The sequence below is a fragment of the Paenibacillus sp. FSL L8-0641 genome (assembly GCF_038006265.1).
GTDB classification, from domain to species: domain Bacteria; phylum Bacillota; class Bacilli; order Paenibacillales; family Paenibacillaceae; genus Paenibacillus; species Paenibacillus polymyxa_D.
In genome coordinates this window covers 3,763,401-3,779,804 of the sequence record NZ_JBBOUW010000001.1, presented here as the reverse complement: position 1 = coordinate 3,779,804, position 16,404 = coordinate 3,763,401, and the positions used below count along the sequence as shown (strand labels likewise).

General features: G+C 43.9%; 16 protein-coding genes. 13 read left to right on the top strand and 3 right to left on the bottom strand.

Annotated features, from left to right (window positions below; genetic code table 11):
- Positions 1 to 185 precede the first annotated feature (185 nt).
- The 9 genes from MKY16_RS17080 (at position 186) to MKY16_RS17040 (ending at position 9,824) form a co-directional block, all read left to right on the top strand.
- Positions 186 to 2,948, top strand: coding sequence for a family 78 glycoside hydrolase catalytic domain (locus tag MKY16_RS17080; RefSeq protein WP_340956315.1), 2,763 nt, complete (start codon positions 186 to 188; stop codon positions 2,946 to 2,948).
- Between the two features lie 14 nt (positions 2,949 to 2,962).
- Positions 2,963 to 4,156, top strand: a complete 1,194-nt coding sequence (locus MKY16_RS17075; RefSeq protein ID WP_029515488.1) for an MFS transporter — start codon at positions 2,963 to 2,965, stop codon at positions 4,154 to 4,156.
- A gap of 28 nt (positions 4,157 to 4,184) precedes the next feature.
- Positions 4,185 to 5,183, top strand: a complete 999-nt coding sequence (locus tag MKY16_RS17070; protein ID WP_340956313.1) for an AraC family transcriptional regulator — start codon at positions 4,185 to 4,187, stop codon at positions 5,181 to 5,183.
- 93 nt (positions 5,184 to 5,276) lie between these two features.
- Positions 5,277 to 6,284, top strand: coding sequence for a phosphotransferase (locus tag MKY16_RS17065; RefSeq protein WP_340956310.1), 1,008 nt, complete (start codon positions 5,277 to 5,279; stop codon positions 6,282 to 6,284).
- Positions 6,285 to 6,368: 84 nt separating this feature from the next.
- Positions 6,369 to 7,529, top strand: a complete 1,161-nt coding sequence (locus tag MKY16_RS17060; protein WP_340956308.1) for an immunity 26/phosphotriesterase HocA family protein — start codon at positions 6,369 to 6,371, stop codon at positions 7,527 to 7,529.
- A 30-nt stretch (positions 7,530 to 7,559) separates the two neighbouring features.
- Positions 7,560 to 8,078: a hypothetical protein gene (locus MKY16_RS17055; RefSeq protein WP_069010518.1), complete on the top strand. Its 519-nt coding sequence runs from the start codon at positions 7,560 to 7,562 to the stop codon at positions 8,076 to 8,078.
- Positions 8,079 to 8,113: 35 nt separating this feature from the next.
- Complete coding sequence (locus tag MKY16_RS17050; RefSeq protein ID WP_340956306.1) at positions 8,114 to 8,773, top strand: DUF2625 domain-containing protein; 660 nt, start codon at positions 8,114 to 8,116, stop codon at positions 8,771 to 8,773.
- A 27-nt stretch (positions 8,774 to 8,800) separates the two neighbouring features.
- Positions 8,801 to 9,235, top strand: coding sequence for a hypothetical protein (locus tag MKY16_RS17045; protein WP_340956305.1), 435 nt, complete (start codon positions 8,801 to 8,803; stop codon positions 9,233 to 9,235).
- A 52-nt stretch (positions 9,236 to 9,287) separates the two neighbouring features.
- The gene (locus MKY16_RS17040) at positions 9,288 to 9,824 is read left to right on the top strand and encodes an SMI1/KNR4 family protein (protein WP_340956303.1); all 537 of its coding nucleotides are present in this window, start codon (positions 9,288 to 9,290) and stop codon (positions 9,822 to 9,824) included.
- Positions 9,825 to 9,930: 106 nt separating this feature from the next.
- On the opposite strand, the gene MKY16_RS17035 is transcribed toward MKY16_RS17040, so the two are convergent.
- The 3 genes from MKY16_RS17035 to MKY16_RS17025 form a co-directional block, all read right to left on the bottom strand.
- Entirely contained in the window at positions 9,931 to 10,515 is a 585-nt protein-coding gene (locus MKY16_RS17035; protein WP_340956302.1) for an RBBP9/YdeN family alpha/beta hydrolase, read from the bottom strand.
- Positions 10,516 to 10,706: 191 nt separating this feature from the next.
- Positions 10,707 to 11,276, bottom strand: coding sequence for a DUF1697 domain-containing protein (locus MKY16_RS17030; protein ID WP_340956300.1), 570 nt, complete (start codon positions 11,274 to 11,276; stop codon positions 10,707 to 10,709).
- A gap of 34 nt (positions 11,277 to 11,310) precedes the next feature.
- Entirely contained in the window at positions 11,311 to 11,961 is a 651-nt protein-coding gene (locus tag MKY16_RS17025; RefSeq protein ID WP_340956299.1) for a hypothetical protein, read from the bottom strand.
- Positions 11,962 to 12,143: 182 nt separating this feature from the next.
- On the opposite strand from MKY16_RS17025, the gene MKY16_RS17020 reads away from it, so the two are divergent.
- The 4 genes from MKY16_RS17020 (at position 12,144) to MKY16_RS17005 (ending at position 16,383) form a co-directional block, all read left to right on the top strand.
- Complete coding sequence (locus MKY16_RS17020) at positions 12,144 to 13,139, top strand: hypothetical protein (RefSeq protein WP_340956297.1); 996 nt, start codon at positions 12,144 to 12,146, stop codon at positions 13,137 to 13,139.
- Positions 13,139 to 14,224, top strand: coding sequence for a hypothetical protein (locus MKY16_RS17015; RefSeq protein ID WP_340956295.1), 1,086 nt, complete (start codon positions 13,139 to 13,141; stop codon positions 14,222 to 14,224). The genes MKY16_RS17020 and MKY16_RS17015 overlap by 1 nt, the downstream gene beginning before the upstream one ends.
- Before the next feature lie 84 nt (positions 14,225 to 14,308).
- Positions 14,309 to 15,250, top strand: coding sequence for an ADP-ribosylglycohydrolase family protein (locus tag MKY16_RS17010; protein ID WP_029515476.1), 942 nt, complete (start codon positions 14,309 to 14,311; stop codon positions 15,248 to 15,250).
- A gap of 212 nt (positions 15,251 to 15,462) precedes the next feature.
- Positions 15,463 to 16,383, top strand: a complete 921-nt coding sequence (locus tag MKY16_RS17005) for a hypothetical protein (RefSeq protein WP_340956293.1) — start codon at positions 15,463 to 15,465, stop codon at positions 16,381 to 16,383.
- The last annotated feature ends 21 nt before the right edge of the window (positions 16,384 to 16,404 follow it).

Here is a 16,404-nt window from a genome sequence, read left to right as displayed (position 1 = left end):
GTACTGCGCTGTCACACGTACATATTTTTCTAATAGACCCATTTTAAGATTCGATATGAGGGATGGACATTCAACACCTGTAAATCAAGCATACAACATGCAGGGATACAACATTGCGCACAACTAATGGAAGCGTTTTAATTTGAGTATAGAAACACAAAAGAAGATCTCAGGGAGGACATAAGATGCTAAAAGTGAAAGCGCTTAGATGTGAACATGTAAACAATCCGATTGGACTGGGTTGTCTAAAGCCTCGATTAAGTTGGCAAATTGAATCTGACAACATATATGTTTTCCAAAAACGCTTCCAATTGCAGGTAGCCATAAATCCCGCTTTTGAACCGCTGCTCTGGAATCATTTTTCCTATTCGGAACAATCCATTTTGTTTCCCTATGAAGGTCCTCCACTCGAATCAGGACAAAGATATTATTACCGGGTAAAAGTATGGGCTCAGGGAGCGGGTGACACCGAACCCGAGGAATCGGAATGGAGTGAGATTGGCTTTTGGGAAATGGGGCTGCTCCATGAGCAGGACTGGAAGGCACAATGGATTACAGTGCAGGAGCGAAGCATCCATGAAAAGTTTCAGACAAGAGCCCCTTTTGCTGCTTCCAAGTGTTTTTCAGTTGAGGGAAAAGTGAAAAAAGCAGTCATTTATGCCACAAGCCTTGGTCTGTATGAGCTGGAGCTCAATGGACAAAGAGTAGGCGATGCCTACTTTACCCCGGGATGGACAGATTATAACGATCGTGTTCAGGTGCAAGCCTATGATGTGACTTCTACCGTTCGAGAACAACATAACCGCATCACAGCCACGGTGGGAGAAGGCTGGTACAGCGGCTATCTAGGCTGGCAAAAGCGCAAGGATACCTACGGGAACACGAATGCTTTGCTATTTCAAATGAAGATTAGCTATGAAGATGGCCGTTCAGAACTCATTTGCTCTGATTCTTCCTGGGAGGAAACGAGCTGTGCCATTTTGATGTCAGATATTTATAACGGCGAAATCTATGATGCTCGACTGGAGCAGCAGGCAGCCGAACATCGCTTCTTGAACGAACGGAAAATGATGCAGGTCGCCCCGTTTCCGTTAAGTCATCTGGTTGCTCAGGAGAACGAGCCTGTCCGTGTAATGAACCGATTAAAGCCTGTTGAACTGATTTGGACTCCTAAAGGCGAACTAGTACTTAACTTGGGTCAAAATATGGTAGGCTGGCTGGAATTTAAAGTGGAAGCCCCCGAAGGTACGGTTCTGAATCTGGTTCATGGTGAAGTACTGGATCAGCAAGGGAACTTTTACCGAGATAATATTCGTGATGCAGCGCAGCAGATTACGTACATTTGCAGCGGCAAGGGGACGGAGATATTTAGGCCGCATTTCACTTTTCAAGGCTTCCAGTATGTGAAGCTTGAGGGCTTTCCGGCTGGCGTAGCCATTGAAGATTTTACAGGCGTTGTTTTGCATTCAGACATGGCGACAATTGGCTTGTTCGAGACATCCGATCCAAAGCTGAACCAACTCCAGCACAATATTGTATGGGGACAAAAGGGGAACTTCCTGGATGTGCCGACCGATTGCCCGCAACGTGATGAGCGATTAGGCTGGACCGGCGATGCACAGATTTTTGCCAGAACGGCCAGCTTCAATATGAATAGTGCTTCCTTCTTTCGAAAGTGGCTGAAAGATTTGGCTTACAACCAGCTGGAGAATGGGGCTGTGCCTTTTGTCGTGCCGGATGTCCTCAAAGGAACCTTTGCAGACAATATGGAACAAACGACAGCCGCATGGGGAGATGCAGCAGTTATATGTCCGTGGACGATCTATCAATGTTACGGGGATAAGCAAATTCTAGCTCAGCAGTATGACAGTATGAAAGCATGGGTCGATTATATTCGTGCCCAGGGGACCGAGGAACATCTGTGGGATACTGGTTTGCAGCTGGGAGACTGGCTGGCGCTGGATAGCGAGGAAGGGAGCTATTTTGGAGCGACCGATGGAATGCTGGTAGCGACTGCATACTTTGCGTATTCGACTCATATCTTGGCGCAGACGGCCAAACTGCTGAATCGGTATACCGATTACAACACCTATCAAAGCTTGCATGAGGGGATTAGAAGCGCTTTTGCGAACCGTTATTTTGATGACGCTGGCAAACTGACTTCTAATACCCAGACTGCACAGGTTGTGGCTTTGTACTTCGGATTGGTACCAGAAAAATATAAAAAGCAAGTGGTTCAGGAGCTCGTACGGCTGATAGAAAAAAATGATATGCATTTGGATACTGGCTTTGTAGGCACACCCTATCTATGTCTGGTTTTATCCGACAATGGCTATACAGATATAGCTTATAAAATTTTATTTCAGAAAGATTATCCTTCTTGGCTCTATCAGGTTGAACGGGGAGCAACGACCATGTGGGAGCATTGGGACAGTATCAAAGTGGACGGCTCGTTCTGGAGCACCGATATGAACTCGTTCAATCACTATTCGTACGGTTCAGTTGGAGACTTTATGTACCAAAATATTGCCGGAATCGATGTGCTTGAAGCGGGCTACAAAAAGTCACGGTTAGCACCCAAACCGCCTGTTAATCTTACTTCGGCCCATGGCAAGCTGGAGACACCTTATGGTGAGGTTGCTGTCCATTGGGAAATCGTGAATGAAGAAATGCGGATGACGGTTCACGTACCACATAATACGACAGCTGAGATTACGCTTCCGGGCGTTCTAGAGCCAGATGCATTACAACAGACCATTACTAAGCAATACCCGTCGATTCAGTATCCGCCTGGTAATGTGCCACAAGAGCTGGCCGGGAAATCAGGTTCTCCCGGAGAACAGGCGATTTTCGAACTGAGTGGAGATCATGAATTGACGTTTACCGTCGGATCTGGACAGTATACGTTCCAGTACAAATACAACCAGAGGCTAAATAACATAGACTAGAGGTGAGAAGCTTGATGAATATTAAAAACAAAATATGGTTTAAAACAGCATTGTTGTCCATTTCCTTAGTCCTGACATCAGCGAGTGCTATTTCAGCTATCATCCCGATGATGCTGAACCAATTACCGGGAGTCTCCAGTTCACTGATTGAAAGCATAGTTACAATCCCATCTTTCTCGATGATGCTGTTTGTGCTGTTGAGTGGCCCGATCTCTTCCCGCTTGGGTAAAAAAAATACAGTCCTGCTAGGACTTTTGCTCGTGGTCATCGGCGGAATACTTCCTATGCTCACTACGAACATTACATGGATTCTCGCGTTGCGTTTGGTGCTAGGTGCAGGTCTGGGGATGTTCAATTCGCTGGCTGTCAGTTTAATTAGTGATTTTTTTGAAGGGGATGAACGTGCTCAATTGGTAGGTTTTCAAAGCGCTGTACAAGGGCTCGGAAGCAGCTTGGCTACCTTTGTGGCAGGACAGCTTGCCCTAATCGACTGGCCGTTTGCCTTTTTGTGCTATGCGATCACGATTCCTATCGCACTGTTGTTCTTTTTTATCATTCCTGAACCAGAGCGTGAGGAGCCTACAGTGAGCACGACAGGAACGGGCCAAAAGAGTGGGGGAATGTCCCTACCTGTACTTGGATTAGGGGCTGCACTTTTCCTGTTTATGACCTTTATCATGATTGTGTATACCAAAACAGGTATTATGATTGCTGAAAAGAGTATGCCTAACGCAGGGTTTTTAGGGACCGCTTTGACGCTGTTCTCCTTATCAACTATGATTGCAGGCTTCTTGTTCGGTAGAATATATAAATGGTTCAGAAATTACGCACCTTTTATCTCCAGTTTATTAACAGCGACAGGTTTTGTCCTGCTGTGGTTTGCTCAGAATGTGACCATGGTTACGGTTGCCATGCTGATCATTGGCTTTAGCTTTGCGCTGTTTATTCCTTATATTTTTACGATACTAACTAAAATCGTACCTAAAGGCAGTGAGACGATATCTATTTCGATTGCAATGGTAGGCTCCAATTTGGGAGCGTTTGCTTCGCCTTATGTTATCAAGTTAGTTGGGGTGTTGTCTGGGAATGAAACTGCCTCATTTTCCTTTCTCGTCTCTGCGATTGTATTTATGATTGCTGCGCTCCTCTGTCTGGGAATCGCTATTAGAGGAAAGGGAAGCAAAACACAGACGGCAGTTCACAGTTAATGGGAGTCTGAAGGAGGAGTCTGTGTTTATGAACCTTCATGAGTTGGATCAGTTGCTGAGAAGTAAAACTGAAATTGAACTTTTACAACAGGAAAACAATCAAGTGATTAATGATCTCTCCAAAGAATCGGAAAATGAGCGATTTTTTGATATAAATCAGAATATGTATCGAATGCCTGCTTTATTTTTCTTCGGAGAACATGATATTTATATTAGCAAGCACAACAGGTTTGCTCCGATGCTGGAGCACATGCATGAGTTTATTGAGTTAAACTATGTTTACTCAGGTAAGTGCAACCAAATCATAGCGGGTAAAGAAATTGAGCTTTGTGAAGGCCAAGTGTGTGTCCTCGATAAGGATGTACCGCACAGCATCGCACCTTTGGGAGAAAACGATATACTGATTAATATCCTCCTGCAAAGAGAAACGATTTCATCCCTATTTCTACAGCGGCTATCTAAGAAAAAAAGTTTGATCGGCGAGTTTCTTGCCAATTCAGTCCTCCAGCATCAGCATCATAATCACTTTATTATTTTTGAGTCACAGCATAATGAAAACCTTCAATATATATTGAGTAGAATCTTGATCGAATATTTTTCCAGGCAAGAGGATTCAATGGAGCTGGTCAAGGCTTATTTGCCCATTGTATTTGGGGAATTGGTCCGTGTATTGGAAAGCGAGCATAATATTCACTTAAACCAGCAGGAAAGTAATATTACTTCTATTCTGAATTACATGGAAGAGCATTATCAGCATTTAAGCCTCCAGCAATTATCTACTCATTTTAATTACAATAGTACGTATTTAAGTAATAAGTTGAAAAAAGTAACCGGTCTTACTTACACGCAGCTTATTGCCAACATTAAACTTAATGCGGCCTATTCTTTGGTAGTCAATACCAACCTGCCATTCGAAATGATCTTTAAGCAGGTCGGATATAACAGCATGAGTTTTTTCTATAAAAAATTTAAAACAGCGTATGGTGCCACCCCGCAGAATATCCGAAACAAACAAATGAGGAAATGAAGGATACACAAGGACGTCCAATTCTAATGGGCGTCTATATTTGTTATAATATCGGCAAATTCATAAGCGGATGTTTAATAGGGAGGATACATTTTGGAAGCGGTATTAAGACGGCACTGGCCGGAGTGGGACGGGACACTACAGAGACGAACCGGAGGTTGGAATAATACGACGTATGTTGTTAAGAGCGGTGGGCGAAGTGGGGTACTGCGCATCTACGATACACACAGGGATCGGAACAAAATCGAATTTGAGCATGCGGTTTTGCAGGAACTGAGCAGGCATTCTCTATCATTCAGGGTTCCAATGCCAATCCGAACGATTACGGGAGAGACACTTGCACAGGTTGAGAAGGATAGTGGCAAATATGTGTGTCTGTTCGAATACATAGAAGGCACATCCCCATCGGAGCAGGATCCTAGCTTTGCCCATTCTTTTGGCGAGGCTGCTGGCGAATTATCTGCTGCACTTGAAACACTCAATCTTGATATGACTCCAGTCTATCGGCCGTATTATGCTTTGCAGCAATCCTATCCATTATGTAACCGGGAAGTAATCCAAGGCTTTTGTTTAAACCCGCCGGAGCCTCTAAAAGATTTACATGAGGAGCTGCGTTTGATAGGAAAAGTATATGAAGAGATTATAGATTCACTTCATGCATTGGAAGAGTTGCCGCATCAGCTTGTACATGGAGATTTGAACGCTTCCAATTTGTTGGTAAAGGATTCTGACCCTAGTCAGGTGGCTGCACTGCTTGATTTTGAATTTTGTACGCTGGACGTTCGGGTCATGGATCCGGCGGTCATTTTATCAGGATTTTTGGGACAACCGGAGGAAACGACAGTTGTTCGTGATTTTTGCCGGGGCTTCAGCCGTCAGGTTCGTTTAAGCCAATCCGAGGTTGACGCTTTGCCTGTGTTAATGCTGCTTAGGAAGGTAGACGTTTTTCTTCATTTTATGAGTCGCTTTCTGGAAGGAACAGATCAGCCACACGTGCTGCAAGAACAGATCAAACAGATCACGGCCGACTTGCTCCAACTGTCTACCAGCAGTAGCTGGATTCAGGAGGAGTTAGTCCAAGCTAGAACAATGTATGAATAAACGAGCTACATGCCGTGTTATGTTATAATTTCTGGAATAACAGAAATGAAGTCTACTGAATTGTACTCGGAACAGGAGGAGCAGATGAATAGTTGGTTAACGAACGCGTTACGACCCTATTTTGGGCTGGAGACGCTGGAAGAACATTGGGACGTAGTAGAAATTAAAGAAGGATATTTTATTTGTATGGATGGAGATGTTATTCGCAAGCGAATTTCTTCCAAAGAGGATGCTTATGGAGAAGCTGATGTAGAGATTTTTACTCGTGATCGGGCATTTGTTCTGCCTAAAACAGCTCGTGGCAAAGAGAAAAAACTGAATTATACAAGTGTTTCGAGCATCTCAGCAGAAGGTGTGACCTTTTCAGCAGGCATTCGAAGAGATCGTAATATTAGTTATGTTACTGCTGTGAATAGCAAAACTGGCGTGAGATTGCCCATCACTGGATGTGAGCATTTACATAGTAAAGAAGAGATCATCGATTGGCTTCAACGTTACCCGTCGCTTGTGCCTAACGACTATGATCGTAAGCTGGAACGATTGAAGCATATGAAAAACCTGCGTTATAAAACCATTCCGGGAGACATCTTCCGCGTGGAAATAGACCTTTTTACAGATGGCTATGTACTGGTCGTCGGAGATTTGCGCCAAATGCAAAAGGATCAGTTGTTTGCAAAGGAGAGCATATGGAATAGTGTCATGACAATGCCTTTGTTCGTACGTCCGTATTTGTGTACAAGTCGTGACCGTTCAATAACTTTGGAATCCATCACGGCCGCCCCGTTATCTGATACAACCTGGATTGTCATGGATGATTCCTTTATGCGAGGGTCCTACGAGCGGATAGGGCATAAAGCGTTGGCGGAAGAGGATATTGTGTTTCCGATGGGTTACGGCAGTAGCATAGATAGCAGTAAAGAAAGAATATATAGACTGTCCTGGGGAACGGGCACAATTTCCAAACCGGAAGAAAAGACAGTGTTCAAGTCTTCGCGCGAATTGTTAAATAACGGTGTATATTCAGGTGTCATTGCAGACTGTTTTGGTCCTTGGGAAGAGCGGGAGTGGCACCACACGCTGGATAACCCGTTGTATCGGGAAGAGCGCCGAAAAGCACTGGCCGAATTCGGATTCCCGGAAGACATTTCGTACGATGAGTTCAATCGCCAAACAGGAGGACTGACGCGTTCGGAATATCTCGCATATTTGACAAGGACTTATAGCGGAAAAAGAAAGAAGAAATGACACGGTTATACATCCTTTTAGGAGGGGCCAATGAAATATCTTAAAGATTGTCCGGAACCAGGCATGGGAACCTGGTATTTTGAAATAGACTCAGACGGCGTAGCCTATCGGCAAATTGTGATCCAGGATGACGGTACTTTTATTGCTTCTAATCGCAAGCACGAGCAATATCATTTCTTGTTAGCCGAGAAAGCAATTGATGATACAGAGCCCTATTATACGAAAATTACAAAAAAAGAGTTTGAAGAAGTCTGGTCCAACAATCTTCACACTTTTAACAAGGAATGGCATCAAGTCAAAACCGTACTGCCCGTTGGGACTAAGGTAAAGGGTTATATTGAAGCCTTTTTCCCACACGGAACACTTATTCATATTTTCCAGCACAATACAGTCGGATTGGCAGACACCCATTCATATGCGGAAAAGACCCCATCTGAGTGGATGTATCCGAGGCATGAGATCACGGCGATTGTCCAGGGCTACGACGAGCTGAATCAGTGGGTGATTTTAGAGCAAACGCAGGTTTTCGAAAATCAGTTCAAAGGTTGAAAGATAGATATCGGAATACAGGAAGGAGAATGGATATGCATACGTTAACGGTTGATGAGCTGGTGGATCAGGACAACCATGCATGGGAAGAGGTCAGAAACATTCTGCAAGAAGGGAATAATCCATTTCGCATTGTACCGGCAGAATCGGAATCTGCTAGGGGAGATTCGCTCTACCGTTTGCAAGTGAGCACAAAATCGTACTTGGGAACGGTTGCCTATGAAACAGGAGGGATCATATTTGACCACGGATGGATCACCTTACTGGGTGCAGGTGGGCCTGAAATTTACGGTAGTTTGGCTTCGTGGAACGGGCTGCAAGAGCCAGCGAGCGTTCCTGCACTTGGGGGAATGCTGATTGTGGCCTATGATGCAGCAGGTGGCTTCTTTGGATTGGATACAGGGAAGTTTGGACGTAGCGGCCATATCTACTATTTTGCACCGGATGCATTGGAGTGGGAATCCACTGAGCTGGCCTATTCCGGTTTCTTGAGCTGGTTGGCTGAGGGAGATTTGGGCTTGTTCTACCAGACATTCCGCTGGAATGGTTGGCAGTCGGATATGGAGCAACTTCAGCCAGGAGAGGTATTTGCTTATTATCCGCCGCTATGGACTCAGGAAGGTGGCGGAGAGACCAGCCACAAATCGCCTATAGCGGTAACAGAAGCGTGGCAGGCAGTAATAGATAGGGGCTAGCCCCGCTAATGGGAGGAGGCGTAGATCATGAATCATTCCATTCAATCCAAACTGATGCAACTGAATGAAATACTTTCTCAAAATAACATTGACCATTATTACATTTATGATTATACAAGTCGCCCCAAGCTGGTACTAGCAGGGAGCTTTGACTTCAGCTATTATCACAACATAGAGATCACATTTTACGAGGTCTCGTTTATTTCCTGTCCGGGCGGTGTATTTTCAATTGAATGCTTTAGACTGGCTAATGACAAGGAATTGGAAATGTTAAAATCTGTCTCTTACAGATTTATTGAGGGGCCTGTGATTTGTATGGAGGATCAAACGTTTGGTACCCGATTTTTCATTGCTGCGGAAAGCTTAGATTACGAGCTCAAGACCGTTTTTTACTATAAACGTGAGAACCTTCAACCTCATGAAAGTGTGGCTGAATGGGTTGGAAAAGATGGAAAAGTTTGAAAAAGGTAGCAACAACAACTTTTAGAGACGTCAAGGTAGGAGGGTGGTTATTATGTGGAGTATTCACTTTGAACATCAATTTATAAAATGTCCGGAAGCAACTGGTGAACAAATCGCGAATTTTTTGAGCACATGGAACATCAAGCTATCGGAGCAGGAAATTCACGAAATCAAGCAAAGACAAGTGAACCCTTTTCCAAAGTCGTCTCCATTCCATGATCAATATAAACCTTTAGATCCTGTGAGCTGGCATTTGCCCCAAGGGCAATTTCCTGATAGCTATATGGATTTTTTGAGATACTCTAACGGCGGGGAGTTTCAAAATGGAGAACGTTATTTCCAGTTTTTCAATACTGAAGATTTGAGAGAAATGAACCTCGCCTACGAGCTGCCAGAGTATATGCCGGGTGCCGTGTCGTTTGCGATGGATGGATGCGGTAACCACTATATGTTTGATATGAGAGAGGAAAAAAGAAACAACGAGTATCCCATTCTTTTTGCGCATTCTGGTAGTTTGGGATATGACGAATGTGAACAGGTTGCCCATTCATTTATAGAGCTGTGTATAGAAAAATGGGCTTTATATTGATATCTTGATTAAACATACGCTTTATTTTCCATAGTTCATCCAGTAGAAAATGTAAAACCCGCAAGCTGGACCCTTTTTGCCAGGTCTATTTTGCGGGTTTATAACGCTACTTATTTTCATTTATCATTTCCATTAAAACTTGATAGACGATCGGTAAAGTGGTAAAGCCGTCACTTTGTAAAAAGTGTCCTCCATGATCTAATTCGTGAAAATCAGCCTGGATATCTTCCGCTAGTTTCTTACTAAGTGCAAAGGGGACAATTGCGTCGTCCTTTGAAGCTATAACTACACGTGCCTTTAGTGAATCCATGATTTGCTGATCATCCAACTGGTCATTTGTAAATTCATCTAATGATGGTAGGCTTGGCACTGGGTCAGTAAAACCGGAAACGAACACGCCACCACCCAGTGGTTCCGGGATATTTACTTGCTGCAGGTACCTTAATATGGATATACAACCCAAGCTATGACCAATAAAATAGGTGTCTTTATGTAGAACTTTAATATTTTGCAATAGATACTCAATCCACTCATTAAGCTTGGGCGCTTGCGAATTGGGCATTTCTAGTATATCTACCGAAACCCCATCTTCCTGTAATTTGTCTTGTAACCAAGGAAACCAATGATCTGCTGGCGAAGCTGTGTATCCATGGATTATATATACTTGCTTTTGATTTTGTATGTTTGTCACAGTGTTTTTTCTCCCATTATTCAGTGTTTGTTCATGCTGATGATAGGTGTCCCTCTTCGTCTGAGAACCCTTCTAGTTTAGCAAAATATCTATGCCTAAGTATCAGAAATTGTTGATTTATATAGACAATTTTTTTAATGAGTTTTGGCGAGTTTTTGATCTTGCACATCCCTATTTAATCACGGCTACAATCAAGAGCTCGTATCCTGCAACTCTTCCTGTTCAGCCATTTGCATCAGCTTATAAATCTGCCGTGTTGTGTTCACATTCCGCACCGTCATTTGCTGATACAGCTTGGTGCCGACTAATTTCGTTAAACCGCTTTTTGTGACTTGTTCTTTGCTGACAGAAAACAGAACGGCCCCGGTCGTATATATTACATGCCCAATACCCGGTTTCAAAGGAAGCTTGTCCAGAACGGAAATATCGTTAATTTCATCCCACAGGAACATTACATCACTTTTCATCTGTGTATCATTAGACCATTCATTCGGCAGTGCCTTTATAATGCTCTGAATTTCCTTCATATTACGGACGATGACGCGGATGGGTAAGCTAAAATCCTCCAGTATCGCCTGTTCCAGTATGAGTGATAGCTCCTGGTTGGGCCGCTCCTGACTGGAAAAAATAATGTTTCCAGAATTGATATAGGTTGTCACATGGCCCATGCCTGCATTTTCAAATGTTTGCTTGAGCTTCTTCATCTCGATCTTGTTGTTGCCGCCCACATTAATGCCCCGCAGTAATGCGATATAGATCATAAAAAGCCCCACCTCTCTTTAACCAATAGGATTTCTAACAAAAGGATAGGTAATTCAGCAAATACGTGGTTTGGTTTTCGCCCAACAAATGATGTAGCAATGGTTTTACGTGCTCGATATATGCTGCTTTGGTTTCGTATGTATCTTCATCTATCAATTCTCCCTTAAAGGTACAGGCACCTTCAATCAGGATGGAAAAAGCCGTAAAGAAGTTAGCTAAAGAGTCAGCAACTTGCTGCGCTGCGCCACCTTCAATTGCAGCATATACAGGGGAAGCAGGTGCGCTAGTATCGACAATGACTGGATCATCATTAAACGTGGCAATTACAACATGGTGGGAGGGCCACGAAGATGACTCATGAACAAGCTCTCCAGATGTAATGAAGCGATAGCCCAGCTGTTGGCGATATAAATGTTCTGGTGCGACAAAAAAGAGAACAGCAGCATCCCCGATTTCAACGGCTGCATTTTTTAATTTGTGTGTTCCCGCTGCCTTAGCATCGATCATTTCATAATGGCTATATAGGTACTCAAGCTCAGGGGATATAGGTATGCGGTTGTCCCAGCAATCTGTCAGGTTCTCCGTCCGGGGCTGGATGTCGTGGTCTTGGAACAGCCCGTAGGTTGCATTATACAGGTTTTGTTGTTGTACAAACCGGGTCAGAGCTTCGCTTAGCTGTTTCATAGGTGTTCATTCCTTTCTAATCGTAGGCTATGACCTTCGTCATAACGTTTCATTCCTAGCATAAAGATATCATAATATAGAAATGAAGAACATATGTTTCTGTATTTATACCGCCTTGCCAGTCGATCCAGATTAATTTTACAATATAGGAGTTCGAAAATAATGTTGCAAGGAGGAGAGAAATGTCATTTTCTAAAATATACGATTACAAATTAAGGGCCTATTTTAATGAGCGTATTTCTGAATTAAGTCATGAATATCTATTTTATTCTTATCCTGATCAAGAGCAAAATCTAAGAATACTAACCCTGAATATAAACGAGCAGAATTATGTTTCTCTAGTGCGATGGCATGATTTATTTGACAGGTCGCTATTTACAAAAATGAATCATCCCATTCTAAGCGTAGCAGATGCTGAACGTCTGATTCGATTGCTTTCGCTCATTTTTAACGTTTTTGATATACATAAAGATGCTGTTTATAGCCGAAAAAACTTATGTTGTTTTTATTATCAATATCAAGTTTCACATCTAGCAGAGAGAGGGAATGAATTCTCGCTTACTCAGGACAGGCTATTTTTTCTTCACCATCTCTTATTTGAACTGGGTTTAGGGGATGACATTTATGATCGTCTAACGATTGAAAATAATAAGATGATGTACAGGATGGAAGACGCACAACAGTATGATATGCATATTCTAATTGACATGTTGCATGAGCATATTAACAAAAATGAGATGGATATGGATACCCGGGCAGCGCTAGGAAAAATAAAAATTTTGCAAGGTCAGTTGGTCAGCTTCATCCTAGGCAGTCATGATGTATATGATTTTCCGTATGACGATTTCAACAAGCCGTTTGCAGAAGCAACGATGTTTATACAAGCCTATAACTCTAATAAAAATAGGGTATTAGAGGTGCTGATCGACTGTATCAATGAGCATCAATCTCCAACAGAGCAGTTCATCTCCACTATGATCTTGATGAATTACTCCTATTTTGTTCTCAAAAGTAATCCTAGCGAAATTACATATCTTAAACTATTATGTAAGAAAAAACCGGGAGTTTTTATGAAAGTATTGACTGCATTGCTTGAACTCAGATTTTTTGTCGATAAATCCAGCTTCACAAATACGGGTATAAATTATTATTTATCCAGATTAAAAGGGGTTAAATGATGCCATTTCATCACGTTTCTTTACCCGATTTACCACAGACTATCGGACGTCTTACGGCCATTCATCCACTAAAGGGTGGCTCTCAGGGAAGCATAACCCTGCTAGCACTAAACACACAGGCAGAACTGTGGAGACTAGAACTTCGCTCTGGCAGCGCAGAATTATGCACACATATTTGTATTCCTGATTTTAATCCCCTGCAACCTGTCCAAATGGTGACCAGTCCTGACGGCAAGTACGTGGCGATCTCCAATCGATTTGGCCGACATGCGGCAGTGTATGATTTAGTCCATGCTCAAGAAAAAATGCAATTATCACGGGACGAATACCACTACGATAAAAGTATGTTCCCCCTGGCATTTGTACATCAAGACGGTGCATGTATCCTTGTTCATGGTACGGAATGGAATCGGCTGGATCTGACGGATGTAGAAACAGGGAGGCTTTTGACAGCAAGACCTACCCCAGTTTATAACAGCGAAAACAAAGATGAGCATTATCTAGATTATTTTCATGGGAGGCTCCTGACTTCTCCAGAGGGAAAGTGGATTGCGGATACGGTATGGGTATGGGCTCCATTAGGAGTAGTCCGAACTTGGTCCTTATCTAATTGGCTGCTGAACTCATGGGAATCGGAGAATGGTCCGTCAGTTCGCCATCTTTGGCAAACCATAGATTGGGATGGGCCAGTGTGCTGGACAGGACCTGATACATTGGCGGTTTGGGGACAGATGGATGCCGATTTACTGGAGGAGGAAGATTGGGGAGAGGAAGGAGTGGAACCGGCGGTTGTCCTATTCGATATGACTCAGCCAGGGTATCGACGAGTGCTTCCTGCGATCCCTCCACTAAATTGTAAGCCTGAAGAAGACGGGATTTATCCATATCCCCAAGCGGATATGGTCGTTTCTGGCGACCGATTATTCTTATGGGGGAAAGGAGTCCCGCTTCAGGTATGGCGGCTTTCAAGAGGTGTGCGTGAAGATGTAGATACGGAGCGATTTCCACTCATTTACCATCAAGAGGCAGGAATTTTCATTGAATTAAAACCGGATAGCGGTTGTACAGCCTTAAGCTACGAATAAATGGCGTTACCGGATTTTCTTCCTTCCAGTGATATGGAAATATATGCATTAGCTATAACAATTATTAAAGGAGTGTACATCAAAATGGCACTGATCAAGGATCGTTTTTATGGAAGTCTCGCTGGACTGGCCGTGGGTGATGCTTTGGGAACCACTGTGGAATTCAGCAGTCCAGGTACATTTGAACCTGTAACGGATATCGTGGGCGGAGGTGTCTTTGGGTTAAAGCCGGGGCAGTGGACCGACGATACGTCTATGGCACTTTGTTTAGCCGAGAGTATGGTGCAAAAAGATAGCTTTGATCCAGCGGACCAAATGCGTCGCTACACCAATTGGTATCACCTGGGATATATGAGCAGCACGGGAACGTGCTTTGATATCGGCGGTGCGACGAGAGCAGCATTGCATCGCTTCGAGGCCACTGGAGAGCCGTACAGTGGGTCCGTTGACCCCATGACTGCTGGTAATGGCTCGATCATGAGGCTTGCACCTGTTGCCATGGCCTATGCGAACCGTCCGGAAGAGGCCGTGATGTACGCCGAACTGAGCTCGCGAACCACCCATGGAGCAGTCGAAAGTGTGGAGGCCTGTGCTGTGCTTGCTTCAATCCTTGTGGCAGGTCTGCGGGGAGCGGACAAAGAATCCATGTTATCAGCCGACATCTGCTATAAGTGGCGGCGGCAGGAACAGCCAGCTTATTCGGCAGCCATTGAAGAAATCATTCAGGGATCTTACAAGGATAAGGAGCCGCCCGAAATACAGGGAACCGGCTATGTCATTCGTTCCCTTGAGGCTGCGCTGTGGGCATTTCACCATTCGACTTCGTTTGAAGAGGGGGCACTGCTGGCCGTAAATCTGGGGGATGACGCCGATACGACCGGGGCGGTGTATGGGCAAATTGCAGGAGCTTATTACGGGCTAAGCGGTATCCCGAATCACTGGCGTGAGAAGCTGGCGATGAAGGAGATGATCGATGAGCTGACTGAGGCTTTATGGCAGAAGGCCGACAAGGGCCAGACACTTTAAGAGGGACATCTATAAAGATCAAGCTGGGTTGCTTTTATTATGAGCAGAACCCGGCTTTTTTTGTTCCCAATATTTTTGCCGATGCCTCATCTCTTGGGATCACTATCCGTATCGCCATACTTCCGCCCTCCTCAGTAGCATGTTGTTATGACAAAATGAAGTCCAGTACAAATCATACTTCACTTTACTGATCTTTCAGAGGAGGAACTACATTGTCGCATCTAAATAAACAGCTTCATTCATTTGTCGATATTTCCAACTATACTAAAGGGTTTGAGATCGTTTCGACCCAATTTGGCCCTGATGGGCGCGTGTATATTTTGCTAATTGATAAAGTCCCAGAACGAGTGCGGGGGATGTTCCCGCCTGCCTCTCTTAAAGAGAGACGTACTTACAAGATACTCATTATAGACGATCATATTGAAGAAGTGTATGTGGAGGGACAGCAGTTTAACTATCATTATGTACAGCCTCTACATCATCATCTACTGCTCGTCGGAGCGCGATGTCATTATTATGGATCGGGCCAATATGATTTAAATGGTAAAATTATTGATTATGAAGGTCGTACTGTGAATGAACTGCTGCTTGGAGACGGTATCCAGAGTGTTCAGGTTACAGGGGAAGGTACGATCTGGACCAGTTATTTTGATGAAGGTATATTTGGGAATTATGGTTGGAATGAGCCTGTGGGATCCTCCGGCCTTGTCGCCTGGAATAAAGAAGGACACAAAATATATGAAAACCAAGCGGCAGACATTCATGATTGCTATGCTTTGAACGTGGTCAGCGAACAGGAAATCTGGTTTTATTACTATTCAGACTTTTCGTTAGGGCGTATTTCCGGTAGCGACCGTACGAATATTACGTTTATGAATCCGAGGATTTCCGGCTGCTCCGGGGTGGCTACAGATGGGTATCACTTTTTGTTCGATGGCGGGTATGGAAAGAACGGACAATATGTCTTGAAAAAGAATGTGAAGCCAGGCAACTTAAGCAAAGGACAACACATTCGATTTTTAAATGACGATCAAGAGTTCCTTCAGCCGCACGAACAGGATTTCAGAAAAGACCGCCTGCTGCTCCGTGAAGGTTCTCTGCTGTATCAGGTGACTATAGGAGAGTTAGCGTAAAAACCCACGTCAGACGTGGAT

Bases quoted from the DNA above. Each gene is read 5' to 3' on its own strand.
- MKY16_RS17080 (WP_340956315.1), top strand. From the start codon at position 186: ATGCTAAAAGTGAAAGCGCTTAGATGTGAACATGTAAACAATCCGATT.
- MKY16_RS17075 (WP_029515488.1), top strand. From the start codon at position 2,963: ATGAATATTAAAAACAAAATATGGTTTAAAACAGCATTGTTGTCCATT.
- MKY16_RS17070 (WP_340956313.1), top strand. From the start codon at position 4,185: ATGAACCTTCATGAGTTGGATCAGTTGCTGAGAAGTAAAACTGAAATT.
- MKY16_RS17060 (WP_340956308.1), top strand. From the start codon at position 6,369: ATGAATAGTTGGTTAACGAACGCGTTACGACCCTATTTTGGGCTGGAG.
- MKY16_RS17055 (WP_069010518.1), top strand. From the start codon at position 7,560: ATGAAATATCTTAAAGATTGTCCGGAACCAGGCATGGGAACCTGGTAT.
- MKY16_RS17050 (WP_340956306.1), top strand. From the start codon at position 8,114: ATGCATACGTTAACGGTTGATGAGCTGGTGGATCAGGACAACCATGCA.
- MKY16_RS17045 (WP_340956305.1), top strand. From the start codon at position 8,801: ATGAATCATTCCATTCAATCCAAACTGATGCAACTGAATGAAATACTT.
- MKY16_RS17040 (WP_340956303.1), top strand. From the start codon at position 9,288: ATGTGGAGTATTCACTTTGAACATCAATTTATAAAATGTCCGGAAGCA.
- MKY16_RS17030 (WP_340956300.1), bottom strand. From the start codon at position 11,276: ATGATCTATATCGCATTACTGCGGGGCATTAATGTGGGCGGCAACAAC.
- MKY16_RS17025 (WP_340956299.1), bottom strand. From the start codon at position 11,961: ATGAAACAGCTAAGCGAAGCTCTGACCCGGTTTGTACAACAACAAAAC.
- MKY16_RS17020 (WP_340956297.1), top strand. From the start codon at position 12,144: ATGTCATTTTCTAAAATATACGATTACAAATTAAGGGCCTATTTTAAT.
- MKY16_RS17015 (WP_340956295.1), top strand. From the start codon at position 13,139: ATGCCATTTCATCACGTTTCTTTACCCGATTTACCACAGACTATCGGA.
- MKY16_RS17010 (WP_029515476.1), top strand. From the start codon at position 14,309: ATGGCACTGATCAAGGATCGTTTTTATGGAAGTCTCGCTGGACTGGCC.